15 protein-coding genes and 1 tRNA gene are annotated in these 18011 nt (G+C 51.2%); 6 read left to right on the top strand and 10 right to left on the bottom strand.

Annotated features, from left to right (window positions below; all coding sequences use genetic code 11):
* Positions 1–5: 5 nt before the first annotated feature.
* The 5 genes from recF to mutM all read right to left on the bottom strand — a co-directional run bounded on the left by recF (position 6) and on the right by mutM (position 5489).
* Positions 6–1118 carry a DNA replication/repair protein RecF gene (gene recF, locus Abci_RS11000; protein WP_048839223.1) on the bottom strand — a complete coding sequence of 371 codons (1113 nt, stop codon included), beginning with the start codon at positions 1116–1118 and terminating at the stop codon, positions 6–8.
* A gap of 103 nt (positions 1119–1221) precedes the next feature.
* Complete coding sequence (gene dnaN, locus Abci_RS10995) at positions 1222–2346, bottom strand: DNA polymerase III subunit beta (protein WP_048839222.1); 1125 nt, start codon at positions 2344–2346, stop codon at positions 1222–1224.
* Between the two features lie 127 nt (positions 2347–2473).
* Positions 2474–3910 carry a chromosomal replication initiator protein DnaA gene (gene dnaA / locus Abci_RS10990; protein WP_048839221.1) on the bottom strand — a complete coding sequence of 479 codons (1437 nt, stop codon included), beginning with the start codon at positions 3908–3910 and terminating at the stop codon, positions 2474–2476.
* Positions 3911–4250: 340 nt separating this feature from the next.
* Complete coding sequence (gene rpsT / locus Abci_RS10985) at positions 4251–4520, bottom strand: 30S ribosomal protein S20 (RefSeq protein WP_048839403.1); 270 nt, start codon at positions 4518–4520, stop codon at positions 4251–4253.
* Between the two features lie 123 nt (positions 4521–4643).
* On the bottom strand, positions 4644–5489 hold the full coding sequence (gene mutM, locus Abci_RS10980; protein WP_048839220.1) for a bifunctional DNA-formamidopyrimidine glycosylase/DNA-(apurinic or apyrimidinic site) lyase: 846 nt from the start codon (positions 5487–5489) through the stop codon (positions 4644–4646).
* 29 nt (positions 5490–5518) lie between these two features.
* On the opposite strand from mutM, the gene Abci_RS10975 reads away from it, so the two are divergent.
* The 5 genes from Abci_RS10975 to Abci_RS10955 are packed head-to-tail and all read left to right on the top strand — an operon-like array spanning position 5519 to position 11169.
* On the top strand, positions 5519–6301 hold the full coding sequence (locus Abci_RS10975) for a class I SAM-dependent methyltransferase (protein WP_048839219.1): 783 nt from the start codon (positions 5519–5521) through the stop codon (positions 6299–6301).
* A gap of 8 nt (positions 6302–6309) precedes the next feature.
* Positions 6310–7548, top strand: coding sequence for a bifunctional phosphopantothenoylcysteine decarboxylase/phosphopantothenate--cysteine ligase CoaBC (coaBC, locus tag Abci_RS10970; protein ID WP_048839218.1), 1239 nt, complete (start codon positions 6310–6312; stop codon positions 7546–7548).
* A 20-nt stretch (positions 7549–7568) separates the two neighbouring features.
* On the top strand, positions 7569–8048 hold the full coding sequence (dut, locus tag Abci_RS10965; RefSeq protein ID WP_048839217.1) for a dUTP diphosphatase: 480 nt from the start codon (positions 7569–7571) through the stop codon (positions 8046–8048).
* Positions 8045–9811: an ABC transporter permease subunit gene (locus Abci_RS10960; protein ID WP_048839216.1), complete on the top strand. Its 1767-nt coding sequence runs from the start codon at positions 8045–8047 to the stop codon at positions 9809–9811. The genes dut and Abci_RS10960 overlap by 4 nt, the downstream gene beginning before the upstream one ends.
* A 2-nt stretch (positions 9812–9813) precedes the next feature.
* Positions 9814–11169 (top strand): ABC transporter ATP-binding protein, encoded by a 1356-nt coding sequence (locus tag Abci_RS10955; protein WP_048839215.1) that lies wholly within the window; start codon positions 9814–9816, stop codon positions 11167–11169.
* Between the two features lie 24 nt (positions 11170–11193).
* Here Abci_RS10955 and msrA read toward each other — a convergent pair whose 3' ends face one another.
* The 4 genes from msrA to Abci_RS10935 form a co-directional block, all read right to left on the bottom strand.
* On the bottom strand, positions 11194–11724 hold the full coding sequence (gene msrA / locus Abci_RS10950) for a peptide-methionine (S)-S-oxide reductase MsrA (RefSeq protein WP_048839214.1): 531 nt from the start codon (positions 11722–11724) through the stop codon (positions 11194–11196).
* Between the two features lie 79 nt (positions 11725–11803).
* Positions 11804–14497 carry a valine--tRNA ligase gene (locus Abci_RS10945; protein WP_048839402.1) on the bottom strand — a complete coding sequence of 898 codons (2694 nt, stop codon included), beginning with the start codon at positions 14495–14497 and terminating at the stop codon, positions 11804–11806.
* 135 nt (positions 14498–14632) lie between these two features.
* Entirely contained in the window at positions 14633–15319 is a 687-nt protein-coding gene (locus tag Abci_RS10940) for a DUF2497 domain-containing protein (protein ID WP_048839213.1), read from the bottom strand.
* A 30-nt stretch (positions 15320–15349) separates the two neighbouring features.
* Complete coding sequence (locus Abci_RS10935; RefSeq protein ID WP_048839212.1) at positions 15350–16777, bottom strand: TolC family outer membrane protein; 1428 nt, start codon at positions 16775–16777, stop codon at positions 15350–15352.
* A 292-nt stretch (positions 16778–17069) separates the two neighbouring features.
* On the opposite strand from Abci_RS10935, the gene Abci_RS10930 reads away from it, so the two are divergent.
* Positions 17070–17143: transfer RNA gene (locus Abci_RS10930), tRNA-Cys, on the top strand.
* Positions 17144–17217: 74 nt separating this feature from the next.
* On the opposite strand, the gene Abci_RS10925 is transcribed toward Abci_RS10930, so the two are convergent.
* The gene (locus Abci_RS10925; RefSeq protein WP_048839401.1) at positions 17218–18009 is read right to left on the bottom strand and encodes an SDR family NAD(P)-dependent oxidoreductase; all 792 of its coding nucleotides are present in this window, start codon (positions 18007–18009) and stop codon (positions 17218–17220) included.
* Positions 18010–18011 lie beyond the last annotated feature (2 nt).

The following is an 18011-nucleotide window of genomic DNA, read 5'->3' as shown; positions in this document are numbered from 1 at the left end:
CTTGGTCATGCGGAGAGAAACTGACCATTTCTCAGGGTGCTAAATTGTGCGGCCCCATGCAAATCTTCAAATAATCCACTATCGGTGCCGGTTAGAATGGCGGTCGTCTGAAAGGTTTTCAGGCGTGCCAACAAAGCGGCGCGTTTGGCGTGGTCAAGATGAACCAAAGGCTCATCAAAAAGTAGAATGGGCGGGGCCCCTCGGTATTCTGTCACTAAGTCTGCATGAGCAAGGATAATACCAATCAGCATCGTTTTCTGTTGGCCGGTGCTGGCTGTGGACGCCGGGAGGCCTGTCGCAAAATCGGAAAGCGTAAAATCCGCCCGGTGTGTGCCCAGTGTAGCCCGGCCGCGTTCCCGATCTTCTTGCCGGTTGGCGTGTAAGCGCTCCCTTAGCCAGTCTTCGACCACAAGCGCTGCGTTGTGCGCTATCTTGTCCCCGACAACGCAGTCTAGTTCCCCACGCGTGGCCGGAAAACCAGAAGTTGCTTCACCGGCTGAAAGACATAGGTGCTGGACTAAGTCCTGACGAGCGGCCGCTATGGCAACAGCATGGCGGGCCATGGAGGCTTCAAGGCCCCCTAGCCAGCTATTTTCAGTAAAGCGAGTTTGCAAAAGGCGATTACGCTGGGCCATTGCGCGGTCATACGCCGTGAGTTCACGTGCATGGTTGGGACTGATAGCCATAACAAGCCTGTCCAGAAAACGCCTGCGGCCAGATGCATTATCACTGAAAAGCCTATCCATCTGTGGTGTAAGCCAGACAGCTGCCAGCGTATCTTCAAGAGATTCTTTTTTTGGTAAAGTTCTGCCATTGAGTAGGTGAACACGTCTGGCGGCCTCACCACCAGGCACAATGCCGGTTGCAAGATCAACGTACTCGTTATCCAGGTGAAACCGTGCGCTAATGCCCCATTCTACGCTTTGATTGTAACCAAGTTGCGCAATCGGGGCTCGTCGCAAGCCTCGGCCTGCCGTGAGAAGCGAGAGAGCTTCAAGGAGGTTGGTTTTTCCGCTGCCGTTTTCGCCCGTTAAAACAACGAGTGAAGTTTCAGGCTCCCACACTAAGCGGGGATAATTACGGAAATTGGTAAGCGTAAGCTTTTTAAGCCGGGGCATAGTATCCGGGCACGCTCACGGTATGAGAGAAAAGCACGGACAAAAATGATAATCCCGGCAGGTTTTTAAGTTTGAAGTTAAAAACCTGCCGACAATATTCACCTTAGACGCGCATTGGCATCAGCACATAGAGTGCTGAGGGGCTATCAACATCGCGCACAATGGTTGGCGCAGAGCTGTCGGAAAAAGCGAATTCAACGTCTTTTTCAACTTGGTCCGTGATATCGTTTAGGTAGCGAGCCTGAAAACCGATTTCTAGTGGTTCCGCATCAAAGGAGATGCGATTATCGTCCAGTTCTTCCTTTGCTACACCCTGCTCTGCACTACTTGCGGAGAGTGTCAGCAAACCTGGTTCCAATACCAGTTTTACCGGGCGCGAACGTTCCTGGCTGATGGCTGCAACACGCGCCACAGCGTCAGCAAAGTCTTTTTTGCTGACGCGCAGAATGCGCGTATTATTGCGAGGAATAACACGATCATACTCGGGAAAAGTGCCGTCAATCAATTTTGACGTCAGCATGATTGGGCCAGCAGTGAACTGGATACGCGTCTCAGAAAGCGCAATTTCAATTTCTTCTGGCGCTTCATCAAGAAGCTTGCGCAGTTCCGCGACTGTTTTGCGCGGGATAATGACGCCTGGCATTGTTTCCGCGCCAACCGGAAGCTCAGCTTCTACGCGTGCTAGGCGGTGGCCGTCCGTTGCGACAGCTCTGAGGAGCGGTTTTCCGTCATTTTCTGTGGCGTGGAAGAAAATACCATTCAGGTAATAGCGGGTTTCTTCTGTAGAAATTGCAAAGCGTGTGCGGTCAATCAGGGACCGTAGAATGGTTGACTTGACCTTGAAGTGGCAAGGAAGCTCCCCTGCCCCCATGGACGGGAAATCATCAACACTCAGTACGTTCAGGCGTGTTGCAAAGCGGTCTGCACGCAGTTGGAGTGGCGTGTCACCTTCAGCCTGATCAAGTTCAACCTGGACATTATCCGGAAGCTTACGGACAATTTCGTACAGAACAGAGGCAGGCGCAGTCGTGGCACCTTCTCGAGAAATGGTGGCCGGGATAACTTCCACGACCTCAATTTCCATATCTGTGGCTTTGAGGCTCAGTTGGCCATTTACAGCCTGAATAAGCACGTTAGCCAGAATGGGGATGGTATTGCGCTTTTCAGCTACACTCTGGATGTGTGCCAAAGCCTTGAGCAATGTTGTGCGCTCAGCTGAAAACTTCATCTATACCTCATCCCTGCGTGTTACGCCCCGGCGGGAGACATGGAGCGCAAAATCATTTGTGGAATCTACCAGCCGTCGGCTGGTAGGTCTAGAAACAAAGCGTTTTAATCTTAGGAAAAGCGGTTTCTCAACTTTCCAGCATACGTCTTAGCAGCTCAACATCTTCAGCGAAGGCCGTATCACGTTCCATAAGCTCTGTGACCCGTGATACCGCATGCATGACTGTCGTATGATCGCGGTTACCAAATTTACGACCAATTTCCGGGAGCGAGCGGCTTGTGAGTTGCTTGGCCAGAAACATTGCCACCTGACGCGGGCGTGCTACTGCACGGGCCCGACGCGCGGAAGACATGTCAGTAAGCCGAATATTCCAGTGCTCAGCCACCTTCTTCTGGATTTCCTCAATCGTCACACGCCGGTCGTGAGCCTTGAGAATATCGTGCAGAACGTCCTGAGTTGCTTCGAGTGTTACAGGGCGACCAAACAGATTGGCGTGAGCAATCAGGCGGTTAAGCGCGCCTTCAAGTTCACGCACGTTGGACGTGATCTTGTGTGCCAGAAACTCAAGAACCTTGCTTGGCACCACCACACCAGACGCGGCAGCCTTTGATTCCAGAATTGAGATTCGTAGTTCAAAGGTTGTGGCATGGATGTCAGCCACCATACCGCAGCCCAGACGCGTACGAAGGCGGTCTTCCAACCCTGAAAGGTCTGAGGGTGATTTGTCGGCGGAAACAATGATCTGTCTGCCGGCATCAACAAGGGCGTTGAACGTGTGGAAGAACTCTTCCTGCGTATTATCCTTGCCAATCAGGAATTGCAGGTCATCAATCATCAACACATCAACAGAGCGAAGCTGCTCTTTGAATTCCATGGTCGATTGAGAGCGAATGGCCGCAATAAACCGATACATGAATTTTTCGGCAGACATATAGGCGACCGATACTGTGCCGCTCTGGAGTAATTCTGCGCCGATGGCATGCATAAGATGCGTTTTGCCCAATCCCACGCCGCCATAAAGGAAGAGCGGGTTAAAGCCAACGCTGGATGGTTTTTCAGCCACACGCCGTGCACAGGCATAGGCGAATTCGTTAGGCTTGCCGACTACAAACGTATCAAACGTGAAGCGGCTATCCAGCACGGCAGCAATATCACTTTTGACTTCTGGCGCCACTCTTGGGGCATCTTCAGAGTCAGCTTGCGGTGCAGTGCTGGCGTCAGTAGTTTTTTCTTCTAATGCCAATGGGGGTGCTACGGGGTCTCCGGGGCGAGCAACCTGAAGCTCAACGCGCCGAATGGCTGAGACCTCCTGATTCCAGAGCTCACTCAACCGGTCACCATATTGGCTGCGCACCCAGTCACGGAGAAAACGGGTGGGAAGCAGGAGGGTGATTTCGTCGCCATCAACCGGACCAAGCGCGATTTTTGTCAGCCAGGTACGGTATTCTACCTCCCCAACTTCGCCCTTCAGTCTTGAACAGATCCGTATCCACGATTTCTCAAGAGCCTTGCCCTCATCAACATGTGAGAAGGCGCTTTCGTCATCGTCCACTCCGATTGTCATCTATGCTCCCGAGCGGTCAAAACAGCGCGGTAAGCCGCGTGTTGTTTACGAATATACGACTGCCATCTTCAAGGCAGCCAAACAGCCTGATTTCTGGCAATTTTACAAAAACGACCAATGAAAATAAGACCTGAAAACCGAGTTTTCAGGTGAGGTCCATGGCGCTTCGTGCGTTCCGCCAGAAATAGTGCAGAGCGCGGTGCCGGGCAATGAAAATCTGCTTTTTCAGATCTGCACGCCTGTCATGCTCTACACAAAAACAAAGCCGAACCATCTAGATGATGATTCGGCTTTATAGTCGTCATAGTCGGCAAGCTGCTATAGCAGCCCGAGGCTGGCCTCAGGCTGTTGCGATAGCTTTGATGCGTGCAGAGAGACGAGAAATTTTGCGAGAAGCTGTGTTGTGGTGAACAACGCCCTTGCCTGCAGCGCGCTGAATTTCCGGCTGAGCAGCGCGCAGTGCTTCCCGCGCTTCTTCCTGGTTGCCAGCAGCAATTGCAGTTTCGACCTTTTTGATAAAGGTGCGCATACGAGATTTACGAGCAGTGTTACGTGCAGTCCGCTTAGCGGTCTGCCGGATGCGCTTACGCGCTGAAGCGATATTCGCCATGAGTTCTATTCTGTCCAGCACAAAAGAGAAAGCAGGCAGACCCAAAAGGTGTGCCAACTAAAAGAGTAGCGGTGCTGTAATCCACACGCGCCCCGTTCGTCAAGCATGTTCGTGCTTTTGGCACTAAAAATCACGGGCTTTCTGCCGAATGGGACAGAAAAAAGTGGAGCGCCCAGCCTGCGTTATATGCTGCACGCCAGAGCATTGCGGTTTCTGCGGGCACTCCGGGCAACGCTGGCCTGCTCGTCCATAAACTTGCCATGCGTGCTGAAAGTAGCCCAGCCCTCCTTCAGGTCGGACATAATCTTTCAGGCTTGAACCGCCGGCAGCTATCGCTTCGGTCAGAACGTCCTTTATGGCTGGAACCAGCGCTTTGATGTCTGTTGCAGCAAGATCTTTGGAAGGTGTGGCCGGGTGAATTCTGGCCCGATAGAGTGCTTCACACACATAGATATTTCCAAGGCCTGCAACATTTTTCTGGTCAAGGAGTGCCGTTTTGATAGGGCTCTTTTTGCCCGCAAGACAAAGTGCCAGCGCCTCTGGCGTGAACGCTGGTGTAAGCGGCTCCGGACCCATTGCCTGCAATAGGCGATGTTCATATTCGGAACCTGTCCTGACAAGGTCAATCATGCCAAACCTGCGGGGGTCAACAAAGCTGCATCGCTTGCCATCGTCGGTTACAAACACGACATGCTCATGTGGTGTCGGGGTTTTGGGAGAATCGAGAATGATTCGCCCTGACATCCCGAGATGCAGCATTATTGATATGCCGCCCGAAAGCCGGATAAGGATATATTTGCCACGGCGCTGAAATGCGGTAATGCGCCTTCCAGCAACACGTTGGGAAAAATCGGCAGGAATCTGCCATCGCAGGTCATGGCGTCGCACATGAACTGTGTTCAGGGTGCGGTTTAGCAGAGCAATCTGCATACCGCGCATCACGGTTTCTACTTCAGGGAGTTCCGGCATGAGTAAAAAGCAGGTTATAGGGTAAGATCATGACCGACAATAGCTTTGCGCCCTCCCCTGGTTCTTCCGCCTCAGCCGCAGAAGAGACCGATTTTGGTTTCCGTTCCGTCAGAAAGGAAGAAAAGAAGCCGCTTGTCCGTGCTGTTTTTGACAGTGTTGCGGGTAAGTATGATGTGATGAACGATGTCATGTCCTTAGGCATCCATCGTATCTGGAAGCGGATTTTCGTAACGGAACTTGGCCCGCAACCCGGTTTGTCCCTGCTGGATCTGGCTGGCGGCACCGGCGATATCTCATTTGGCTGGCTGAAGGGTGGCGGCGGTCCTACCGTTATGACCGATATTAATGCGAGCATGCTGTCCGTGGGGCGCGACCGTGCTTTAAGTCAGGGGCTGGTGTCAGACCTGTCTTTTTGTGTTGTGGATGCTGAGGCCATCCCCCTGAAGGATATGTCAGTAGACCGCGTCTCCATTGCCTTTGGCCTGCGGAACTGTACCGATAAAATGGCTGTCATTCGTGAGGCGCGTCGTGTGCTGCGGCCGGGTGGGCGTTTCATGTGCCTGGAATTTTCACGCGTGCAGGTTGCAGCACTTTCGCCAATTTATGATGCATGGTCGTTCAAGGTTCTACCCGCTATGGGCAATCTGATCGCGAAGGATCGTGCCAGTTATCAGTATCTGGCTGAGAGCATTCGGACCTTCCCAGATCAGGAAACCTTGGCTGAGATGTTCCGGGAAGCAGGGCTGTCTCATGTAAGATACCAATCTCTTTCTGGCGGTATTGCCGCCATTCATTCTGGTTGGCGACTGTAAAAGAGGGAATGATGCAGCGGCCAGTCCGGTCAGTTTTGCTGATTGTCAGCGGGAGTATTGCAGCTTTCAAGGTCCCTGATCTTGTCCGCTTGCTCCTTGCTGATGGTGTCCAGGTCCGCTGTGTTCTTACGCATGCGGGAGCACAGTTTGTAACGCCGCTGACTCTTCAGGCTCTGACTGGAAAGCCAGTTTATACGGAATTGTTCTCACTCACTGATGAGCAGGAGATGGGGCATATTGCCCTTTCCCGCTCAGCTGACCTCATTGTGGTATGCCCTGCTTCCGCCAACCTTTTGGCAAAAATGGCGCAGGGTCTTGCTGATGATTTGGCAAGCACCATTCTTCTGGCGACAGATGCCCCTGTTATGGTCGCACCTGCCATGAATGTGCGCATGTGGGAACACCCCGCAACGCGCGCTAACATAGAGCAACTTCAAAAGCGCGGTGTGCTCCTTATTCCACCAACCTCAGGCATAATGGCCTGTGGAGAGTTCGGTCCAGGCCGGATGGCAGAACCTGTGGATGTCAAAGACTGCATTATTGCCTATTTCCGGCGTAGTCTTCAGCAGGGTGGTGGTGCGCTTTCAGGGAAGCGGGCGTTGGTGACGGCTGGCCCCACGCACGAGCCTATGGATCCTGTGCGTTATATTGCAAACCGTTCATCTGGCCAGCAGGGGTACGCCATAGCCAATGCCTTGGCTGATCTTGGAGCTGAGGTCACGTTAATTAGCGGTCCGACGACCCTGCGCAAGCCTGCGGGGGTTGCCGTGCAGGACTGTGAGACAGCACTGGAAATGCAGGCCTTAGTTGCAGCGATGCCGGTGCAGGACGTGGCAGTTTGTACTGCGGCTGTAGCGGACTGGCGCCCCGCGCAGATAGTTGGCCAAAAAATAAAAAAACAAAGTCGCGATGATGTGCCTGCACCCTTGGAGTTGGTTCCCAACCCTGACATCCTTGCAGACATCTCGGCTCCCTCCCCTTCTCGGCCACAGCTTGTTATTGGGTTTGCCGCAGAAACTGAAAATGTTGAGGCGCATGCACGGGCTAAGAGGCTCCGCAAAGGCTGCGATTGGATTGTCGCCAACGATGTAGGTGAAAATTCTGACGTTATGGGCGGGCGTGAAAATCAGATTACACTGATAACCGAGCAGGCTAGTGAGCAGTGGCCGCGGCTGGATAAAAATGATGTTGCTCAGAGGCTTGCCGCTCTTATCTCTGAGCGCCTTTCGGGTAAGATAGACCTTTAAAATAAGGATGGAGAAAAAGAATGCCGGTGCCGCACGCAGGAAAAACCCCTCTTACTGTGCGGGTGGTACGTCTCCCTCATGCTGCTGACCTACCCTTACCTACCTATGCCACAAAAGGTGCTGCGGGTCTGGATCTTGTAGCGGCAGTTACAGAACCAGTTCTTTTGGCTCCCGGTGAGCGTGTGCTGGTGCCTACAGGGTTAAGAATTGCACTGCCGGAAGGTTATGAGTTGCAGGTTAGGCCGCGCTCAGGGCTGGCGCTGAAACATGGTATTATTCTTCCCAATTCCCCCGGAACTATAGATGAAGATTATAGAGGGGAATTAGGGGTCATCATGCTCAATACGGGCAATGATCTGTTCCGAATTGAACGCGGAGCACGTATTGCTCAGGGAGTTATTGCGCCCGTTGAGCGTATTGAATGGGATGAATGTGCCACACTGGACGAAACTGCACGCGGTGAAGGTGGGTTTGGCAGCACAGGAACCGGAGTGCCATGAAGCGCGAGCGGCCAGATTTTACAATCAAGCCGCCTTTTTTCTCTGCCCTGAGAGGTGATAACGCACGAGGCGGTATAGGCTTGGTGCTCCTGATCTGTCTCACGGGTTTTCTCGCAGCAATGGGCGTGTTTTCGGGCACGGTCATTGCGCAAAGCCCTTCCCTTTACAAAACACCAGATGACCTTTCATCCCTCAATCTCTTGGCATCCACGTTTTGTACTGCGGCCCGTATGGGGGCAGCTCTTTGCTGTGCCATCGTAGTAGCCCTAGCCAGTGCGGTTGCTGCTACGAAAAATCAGTATGCAAGGTTGTTGCTGGAACCTACTCTGGAAGTCTGCCAGTCGGTGCCTGTGCTGGGGCTGTTTTTTTTCATCTTATTGGCTTTTCAGGCCAGCATGGCGCATCACGGACTCTCGCTTGAAATGGCTACGGTCATGACGGCCACTGTGTGTGTGGCATGGCGTTTGGCCGGGGCTGTTTATCGTGCTTTGAGATACCTCCCTGCGGATCTGGATGAGGCAGCGCTTTCTTTAAGACTCACGAGTTGGCAAAGGCTGTGGTCTCTAGAACTACCGTATGTTTTACCCGCACTTGTTTCGAGTTTACGGGTCTCAAGTGCTGCGACGTGGCTAGTCATTACTTTTTGCGAGGGTGCGCGTATTGCGCCCAGCCATGGCATGCTGACCGGCTTGGGTGCTTTTGCCAGTGCAGCGGCCTTTCATGGTAATATTTGGGAAGCAGTTTGCGCGGTCTTGGCAATGGGTCTGGTTTTGCTAGCCTACGACCATATTCTGTTTCGTCCGGCAACAGCATGGGCGCAGCGCTTTGAAAGTGTTCCGATACCGGAAAATATTTCAGATCCGTTTTTTCTACGGTGGTATCGGCGCAGTTCTATCATAAATCTGCTGACATCCTCTCTCCGTAAGGTTCTGCGGCAGCTTGGTCGTTTGCCTATAGGTGCAAAACCTTCTTCTGTGTCGGGCGGCAAAAGCCGATTGGAAAGCAACGTACGACGCGGTTTGGTGAAGGGGATTTTTTTCTGGAGTGTCTGCGTGGTCGGGGCTGCGTTAGCACTTCTTTTCTGTTTGCAGACCTATTCCGTGGCTCAGTACCAAGATGTCTTGTTGAGAGGGCTGGCTACAACCGCTCGTACATTGATCATTCTTATTGTGAGCTCTCTTATCTGGGTTCCTATCGGCGTTTATGTTGGGCAGCGACGTTCCATAGCCTACAAAGTAGCGCGGTTTGCGTACTATGCCATGGCATTTCCGGCCAATCTTCTGTTCCCGTTTTTCGCTTTAGCCACCGTCAGTCATCATGAACCTTCGGACATATGGGTTATTGTTGGCCTATTAATTAGCGTGCAGGGTTTCATTCTGGTGAGCGTTATTGACGGCATGAAATATTTTCCGCCTACTCTTCTGGAGGTAGGGCGTAATTTTCATGTCCGGGGCGTCCTGCTTTGGCGCAAGGTCCTCGCTCCCGGTATCCTACCATATTACGTGGTTGGTTTATCTACCGCGTCCGCCACCATCTGGAATGTCACTATTGTCGCTGAGAGCATGGAATGGGGGGGGCAGACAACCCAGGTCTACGGGCTAGGCGCATACATTGCTCAAGCAATGCGGACCGGTTCCGTTCATCAAGTCGCCTTAGGATGTGTCTGCATGACGATCATGGCCATGATGAGCAACTTGCTAATATGGCACCCCACAATGCGGTATGTTCAGCGTACCCTCAAAATTTCTGACAAGGCACTCTAACAATGTCTCGCAGTTTGCCAGTTTCCTTAGGGCTCACAGACACCGTCCCTCTTCTGGAAAGTCGGCACATAGGCCAAGCTTACCAGAAAGAGAGCAGTGTTGACCTTCTGGTGCTGGACGATGTGAACCTGAGCATTCAAGAGAACGAAATTGTCGGTCTGCTTGGTCGTTCTGGCTCAGGTAAATCAACATTACTTCGCATTCTGGCAGGGCTTGTCACGCCAACGTCAGGGCAAGTCTTATGGAAAGGAAAACCGTTTACTGGACCGTTGGCTGATGTTGCTATGGTCTTTCAGTCTTTCGCGCTTTTCCCATGGATGACGGTTGATGAAAATGTAGGGTTGGGTCTTGAGGCCGGTACTCTACGTGGAGTGGAATTAGAGCAGCGTGTTGAAGAAACCATAGAACTTGTGGGGTTGGGTGGGTACGAAAACGCATGGCCTAAGGAACTGTCGAATGGCATGCAGCAGCGTGTAGGCTTGGCGCGAGCTTTAGCCATAAAGCCATCCCTGCTGCTTATGGATGAGCCTTTTTCTGCGCTAGATGTTCTGACAGCGGAAAACCTGCGAACGGACCTCATCGAACTATGGAGCGACAAGCGGCTACCAATCCAGTCCATTCTATTGGTAACGCATAATATTGAAGAAGCGGTTTTGATGTGTGACCGCATCGTTATTTTTTCATCCAATCCGGGCCGTGTCGCTCATGTGTTGGAGGTCCCATTTGCACATCCCAGAAACCGTGAAAATCCTGAATTCCGGCAGTTGGTTGATCATATTTATGCGTTGATGACACAACGTGCTCCAATAGTGTCGGAAGCTGACTTGGCCGTCTCACCAAAAATTTCTACGCCTTCGACTAGTGGATTGTCTGCCCTTCCCCCCGTCTCAATAACCATGATGATTGGTATGATGGAAGCATTGACCGCTTCACCCTTAAACGGGCGGGCCGACTTACCTATGCTTGCAGAAAAATTACAGCTTGAATTGGATGACCTGTTCCCGCTTGGCGAATCTCTAGAACTGCTCGGTTTGGCTGAACTGGAAGATGGCGATATTTTCCTGACACACGAAGGTCTTCACTTCGTCTTGAGTGACTTGGAAGAGCGGAAGGCTATTATGGGTCATGCCCTGATACATAATGTGCCACTGGTTAAAATGATTCAGAGCGCTTTAGACGAAAAAGCGAACCACAGCGCATCTGCTTCCCGATTCAGGAAAAGTCTAGAAGTGTGCATGTCGCCTGATTATGCCAAGCAAACTCTGCAAACCGTGATTGGTTGGGCACGATTTGCAGAGCTATTCGATTTTGATGAGGAGACTAGCCGTTTTTATCTGGAAGATGATGATGATAGCTAAATATCATCGTTTTCCCGTAAATCGTTATTGGTAACGGCTAAAAAACTCTTTACGCATTTTGGATACTTTAGGAGCTATAACGGCAGAGCAATAACCCGTTAGAGGGTGTTTGCTATAATAATCATGGTGTAGTTCTTCAGCAGTCCAAAAGTGATCTAGTGGCTTTATTTCAGTCACGAGTTTTTGGCCCCAGATGTGACTATTTTCTATTTCATCCCGTATGCTCTGTGCAGAGTTCTTCTGGGTGTCATCACTGTAAAAAATGACCGACCGGTATTGCGTCCCGCAGTCATTCCCTTGCCGGTTAAGCGTTGTGGGATCGTGCAATGTGAAAAAAATACGCAGGAGATCATCGTAAGTCATAATGGCAGGGTCAAAGGTAACCCGTACCACTTCAGCGTGCCCGGTTGTTCCCGTACACACCTGCTCATAGGTTGGCTCTGACGTATGCCCCCCTGCATAGCCTGGGGTCACGGCTAAAATACCCTTCATGCCATTCAACACAGCTTCTACGCACCAGAAGCAGCCACCGCCAAAAACAGCTTGTTCAGACATTGGTTACGTCCTCTTTTCTCTGTGTGAATGTCTTGTTGTGATGTGAGCACACATCACAACAAGAACAAGGGGGAAGTTTTTAGGAAATACGTAAAAGGGCCGCTTTCAAGCGCTGGCTCTCTCCTTGTTGCGCAACAAGACGCTCTCTCATTTCCTGCACAATTTCAGGTTTGGCTCTGGCAACAAAGTTTTCGTTCTCCAGTTTTTTTTCTGTTTTGCCAATTTCATCTTCTGCTTTTGTAAGCTCTTTCTGCAAACGATCGCGCTCGACCGTAATATCAATAAGGCCTTCCAGCGGAATGATCAGGGTCGCTTCATCCAGAACGGCTTGAGCGCATCCCTTTGGCAAATCCCCTTCCAACGCGGCGACATGAGAAACTCGTGCCATGCGACCAATGGCCTCTTGCCACCGCTCTGCCCGCGCAACAGTTTCTGGATGGGCGTCCTTCAAAAATACGGGTGCTTTTTGTGACGGCGGGACATTCATTTCCGAGCGTACTGTCCGCACTTCCGAGATCAGGCGGATGATCTGGTCACATTCCGACAAAGCAGCATCAGCATTTTGCAGTTGGACAGGTGTCGGCCATGGCTCAGAAATAAGGGTGCCTTCGCCACCAAACCCAAACGCATGCCAGAGGTCATCTGTAACAAACGGCATGACAGGTTGTAGAAGGCGCAAAATCTGCCCCAACACATAAGCTGCTACGTTACGGATCTCATCTGCTTCATTCTGGTTTTCAGAAGCGAAAACGGGCTTTGCCAACTCTAGGAACCAGTCACAAAAGCGGTTCCATACAAAACGGTAGCATGTAAGGGCATAGTCGTCGAAACGGTAGGCCTCTAAAGCTTTCGTTGCATCCGTAATTGCTTGAGAAACTTCAGTAATAATCCATTTTCCGAGAGCGGACTGGACTGTGTGTGGGTCAAAATCGGCAGAAGCCTTAACGGCATTCATTTCGCAGAAGCGAGCAGCGTTCCAGAGCTTTGTTACAAAAGCCCGGTAATCCTCAACCTTTTTACGGCCAAGCTTTACATCTCGCCCAATGCCCGTAAGCGAGCAAATTGTGAAGCGCATGGCGTCTGCGCCGTAATCGTCAATGAGCTCAAGTGGGTCAATCCCATTGCCCTTGCTTTTCGACATTTTCTGGCCACGCTCATCACGCACCAGGCCATGAATAAAGACATCTTTAAAGGGAACATCACCCATAAAGTGCTGACCCATCATAATCATTCTGGCAACCCAGAAGAAAATGATATCGAAGCCGGTAACCAGCACATCGGTTGGATAATACCGTGCCAACTCTGGTGTTTTATCTGGCCAGCCCAACGTTGAGAACGGCCATAACCCGGAGGAGAACCACGTATCCAGCACATCTTCGTCCTGAATAAGCGGCGTGGAGCTGCGGTAATGCTTTATTGCCTGTTCCTGAGCGTCTTCTTCATTGTGGGCAACAAAGACTTCACCGTCGGGTCCGTACCATGCTGGGATCCGATGCCCCCACCAAAGCTGACGGGAAATGCACCAGGGCTGAATATCTCGCATCCAGGCGAAAAACGTATTTTCCCATTGTTTGGGAATAAAATTGACCTTACCGCTTGTCACGGCTTCCACTGCAGGAACAGCAAGCTTGCCAGCATCACAATACCATTGCGTTGTGAGGCGAGGTTCCACAACAGCACCGCCACGTTCAGCATGTGGTACCTGATGGCGGTGAGGCTCAATTTTTTCTAGGCAACCAAGAGCTTCAAGCTCAGCAACAATTGCTTTGCGCGCGTCTTCACGCGTTTGACCAGCCAGAGACCGGACAAAAGCAGGATCGGCCAAGCCACTTATCGTGTGAAGTTCCGCGTCAATATCATCTAAGATAATGCGCGCCTCTTCATCGAGAACAGATAGCATGGCGAGGTTGTGACGGCGGCCAACTTCAAAATCGTTGAAGTCGTGTGCAGGAGTGATTTTAACGGCCCCAGTCCCTTTTTCAGGGGCTGAGTACTGGTCGGCGACAATAGGAATAAGGCGGCCAGTCAGCGGCAGGCGTACATTTTTACCAACAAGGTTCCCGTAACGGGCATCTTCTGGATGGACCGCAACAGCCACATCCCCCAGCATTGTTTCTGGTCTGGTGGTTGCAACTGTAATGGTTGTGTCTGTCTCACCGTCTACCGGGTAACGGATATACCACAGGTTACCGGCAACATCCTTACTTTCGACCTCAAGGTCAGAAATGGCTGAACGGAAAGTAGGGTCCCAGTTAACGAGGCGGCGGTCTCTGTAGATCAACCCCTCTTTGTACAGTGTTACAAAGACTTCCTTAACGGCCTTGGACAGTCCTTCGTCCATCGTAAAACGTTCGCGGGGCCAATCTAGCGATGCACCAAGCCGACGGAGCTGGCGGGTAATGCCGCCGCCAGATTCCTCTTTCCACTTCCAGGTACGCTTTATGAATTCATCGCGGCCAAGCTCCTGACGGGTTGTCTTTTCCGCAGCCAAGGAGCGCTCTACAACCATTTGTGTTGCAATGCCGGCGTGATCTGTTCCTGGCTGCCACAAGGTATCGTATCCCTGCATCCGTTTCCAACGGACAAGGGTGTCTTGTAGCGTCATGGTCAGAGCATGCCCCATATGGAGCGTACCAGTGACATTGGGTGGCGGGATCATGATGGTGAAAGGTTTTTTGTCGCAGTCAGGCTGAGCGGAAAAAGCCTGCCGGCTCTCCCACAGACTGTAGAGGCGTTTTTCTGTTTCAGCGGGCTCAAAAGTCTTGTTCAGCATCATATCCAACCAGAAAACATAAAAAAGGCGGAAGGTATTGCCACCCCCGCCCTAGCAAAGAACATCTTTGCCAAACACTATGAACAGCACCCCAACAAGCCGCCGTGCACCGCTAATTGAGGTGAAAGCTCTTTGTTAAATTCCACGCTGTGTTAGGCGTTCCACTTCTTCACGTACAGCAGCCTGTACGATGGTTGGCAGATTGGCATTCAGCCATTTCTTCAGGAAAGCGCGAACTTCCTGACGGACGATATCTTCAACGGTCAGAGACCCTTCATTGGTAACAGCCACTTTTCTCTCCTCGTAGTCTTTCAGGTATTTTTCCTGAAGGGTTTTCTGCAGCACGGCAAATGAGCTGCTGGTATCAGAAATTGCTTCTTCGCTCAGTGGGATAGGCAAGGAATCAGACATGGGTTTTGCCTTCTTGGTCAAGTCTGTTTGTTTAGCATGAACCACAGGAAAATTTGGTTCGGTTTCATCATCTTGGTCATCAGAAGGCGCAGAAGCAGAATTTTGATGCGCAACAGCAGCGCTATGGCCCAATGTTTCTGCGGGGCTACCTTGTTGCTGATTTATTGAGCCTAAATGGGTGCCGTGTCCAGATATCTGTTTCTGTCCGATATCAGGCATGGAAGACTGTGGCTGCTGAGCAACTTCCTCCTGCATGGCGGGAGACAGAACCAACATATCATCTTCATCGTCATCATGACTTGGTTCTTGGGCTCCATCAACTGCGCGTTCTTGCTGCAATGTATTGCGGATGGATGCCAAGACGTCTTCTATAGACTGGTTTGCTTCTTTAGGGTGTGGATCTGAAGTCATAAGACAATGTTCCGGACAAGGACGTGGTTATTATCGGCCGGGTTGATTAAGGGCATAGTCGTTAATGCCCCACAACCTGTCTTTTACAGCCTGATAGTAAGCTTTTTCATCATATAAAGGCACGTTCAGTTTAAGGTCGGCCGCTGTCAGACGTCCTATGGCTGAGGCTACGTTATAGGACGTCAAAACAAGGTTGCTAAGACTTTGAACCAAAGCGACCTGTGCCTGCAACAGAGTTTCCTGTTGCTGCAAAACTTCAAGGGTAGTGCTTGTGCCTACAATGGCCTGTCTTTCAACGCCATCCAAGGCCACGGTCCCGGCGCGTATTGCTGCACGATTACTCGATATGGCAGCCTGATAGGAAACCAATCTTTGCCAGTTTGAAGCGGCACTTTGTGCTGCGGTCCGTCTCTGAACATCCACTTCACGATGGGATTCTTGTTGCTGCTGCTTTGCCTGCCTTACGGCTGCATATTCCGACCCACCTTGGTAAACAGGAATTTCAAAATTCAGCATTGCATATTTATTTTCATTAATTTGATGATTGAGACTCTGATTCAGTTGTTTCTGGTACGCTGCCGTTGCGGAAATTTTGGGCATGATCGCAGCTATAGCTACAGCCACACTATCTTTTTTGGATGCTTCAGTAAAAAGGGCGCTTATGACATCAGGATTATTACGCACAGCAAGGTTGACGGCTGATTGGGATGAGTTAACAGGCAGTACCAAAGGCTGTGGAGGCACTAGATTAGGCGGGGGTGCCATCCCTACAACTTGCATGTAGGTTGCCTGTGCAGTTTGTAGAGTACCTTCAGATTGCTGCCTGGTCGCTTTAGCTGTGGCGTAGGCGGATTCGGCCTGAGCAACGTCCGTGCGGGTAATTTCGCCAACTTTAAAACGCTCGTTAGTCGCACGCAGCTGCTGCTGCAATACGCGTTCGTTATTGATATTCAACTGGAGAAGTTGTTCGTCCTGAATTACGCCGACATAAGCGTTTACGACATCCATAAAAACTTTTTGTTCTGACGAGATTAAGTTGGCGCGCGCAGCCATTACCTGATTAACGGCTTGGTGTGTCGCAGCCGTTGTTTTGCCGCCTGTGTAAAGAGGCTGGTTTATAGTGACGCCAGCTGTGTACCCGGGAGTGTCGTAGCGCCGGTTGTAAGAACCTGATCCACTGCCCCCTTGGTAATCATTCATACCTTTATAGTAGGATAAGCCGACATTACCTGTTACCGTCGGGCGCCACCCTGCCAAGGCGGTAGGAACTTGTTCGTCCGCGGCGCGAAGCGTGGCGCGGGCTTCCTGTAATGTGGGATTGGTCAAATAAGCAGAAGCAAGAGCTTCTTGAAGCGTGTGGGGCACAAAAGCAGGAGAGCCGCTTCCATCATATTTCTGGGCCCACGCAGTTGTGCTGCACAAGGCTGCAGCCAAACCTACCCCATAAATACGCTTCATAACACGCTCCTCACCACGATTTGGCACTTTATACATCATGAATTGACGACACGAAAGGACTAGAGGCCTCAGTTTAGTCGATAAAAGCCTCTGAGAATACTCGATGAACACGGATATTTTTTAATAGGAGTTTACGTATTTTATTTCTTAATAATTTAACCTCGCGGCAAAGCGGAATTTATGGCCATTCCGTGTGGGGTTATAGTGCTTAGGATAATATTTTTTGGCTGTCGTATGGGAAAGTGGCTCTTGACCCTACATCTAAATTCATGCATAAGGCCCTCACGTCATCGGTCCGGTGGCAGAATGGTGATGTAGCGGACTGCAAATCCGCGTACGTGGGTTCGATTCCCGCCCGGACCTCCACATTTTGTGGAAAACTTTATCCCCAAAATTTTTTGAAAATGCACCTCTTATCGAGGTGACTTAATCTGCGTGGGTTAATCTTGGTCTGCTTTCAAAGATAGCAGGATTTTCTTACGCAGAAATTGGGGCACTAGCCTCTCTACAATTCTTAAAACCCTGAATTGCCACGGGAAAACATATTCAGCTTGGCCAATGGCTACAGCCTGCATAATTTGCCGTGCTGCGCTGCCTGCTGACACAAGGAAGGGGCGTGCTCCTTTAAGGCGTTGGCTCATTGGCGTATCAACGAACCCAGGGACGATAAGGGTGACCTTGATATTGTGTCGGCCCCAGTCCAGTCGTGCGGCCTCGGCAAAGCAAGCCAGTCCGGATTTTGAGCTGCTATAAGAGGCCGCAAAGGGAAGCTCGTAAAAGCCAGCAACAGACCCGATAAACACAATCTTCCCCTGCCCTCTTGAAATCATGCGCTGTGCTGCAGCAGTGGCGAGGGTTACTGGGAGGGTATAGTTTACGAGAGCTAGTTGAAGTACTTTTTTGGGATCTTCCGTAGTGGCATTGGCTGGCTTGATATCGGATAAACCAGCTCCAAGAATCAACAAATCCAGCGAAGCGCGTTTGTCGTCTTCAAGAAGCGCATCAAGTGCTACTTGCCCATCCGTCAAGTCTATCTGGCGCGTGATGACAGCAGCCCCGCGCGCGCAGCAGAGAGTTGCCACCTGCGTCAGCCGTTCCGCGTTGCGCCCCCAGAGAACAAGAGTGCGGCCTGGTCTTGCATATCGTTTCGCTAGCTCTGCCCCAATTCCACCTGTGGCACCTGTGATCAGGATAGAACGCGTGGCCGCGTTGTTTGTAGGTATTTCCCTCACAC

It is taken from the genome of Acetobacter cibinongensis, from assembly GCF_000963925.1.
GTDB classification, from domain to species: domain Bacteria; phylum Pseudomonadota; class Alphaproteobacteria; order Acetobacterales; family Acetobacteraceae; genus Acetobacter; species Acetobacter cibinongensis.
The sequence above is the reverse complement of the archived record's forward strand: the minus strand, read 5'-3'. Positions and strand labels throughout refer to the sequence as shown.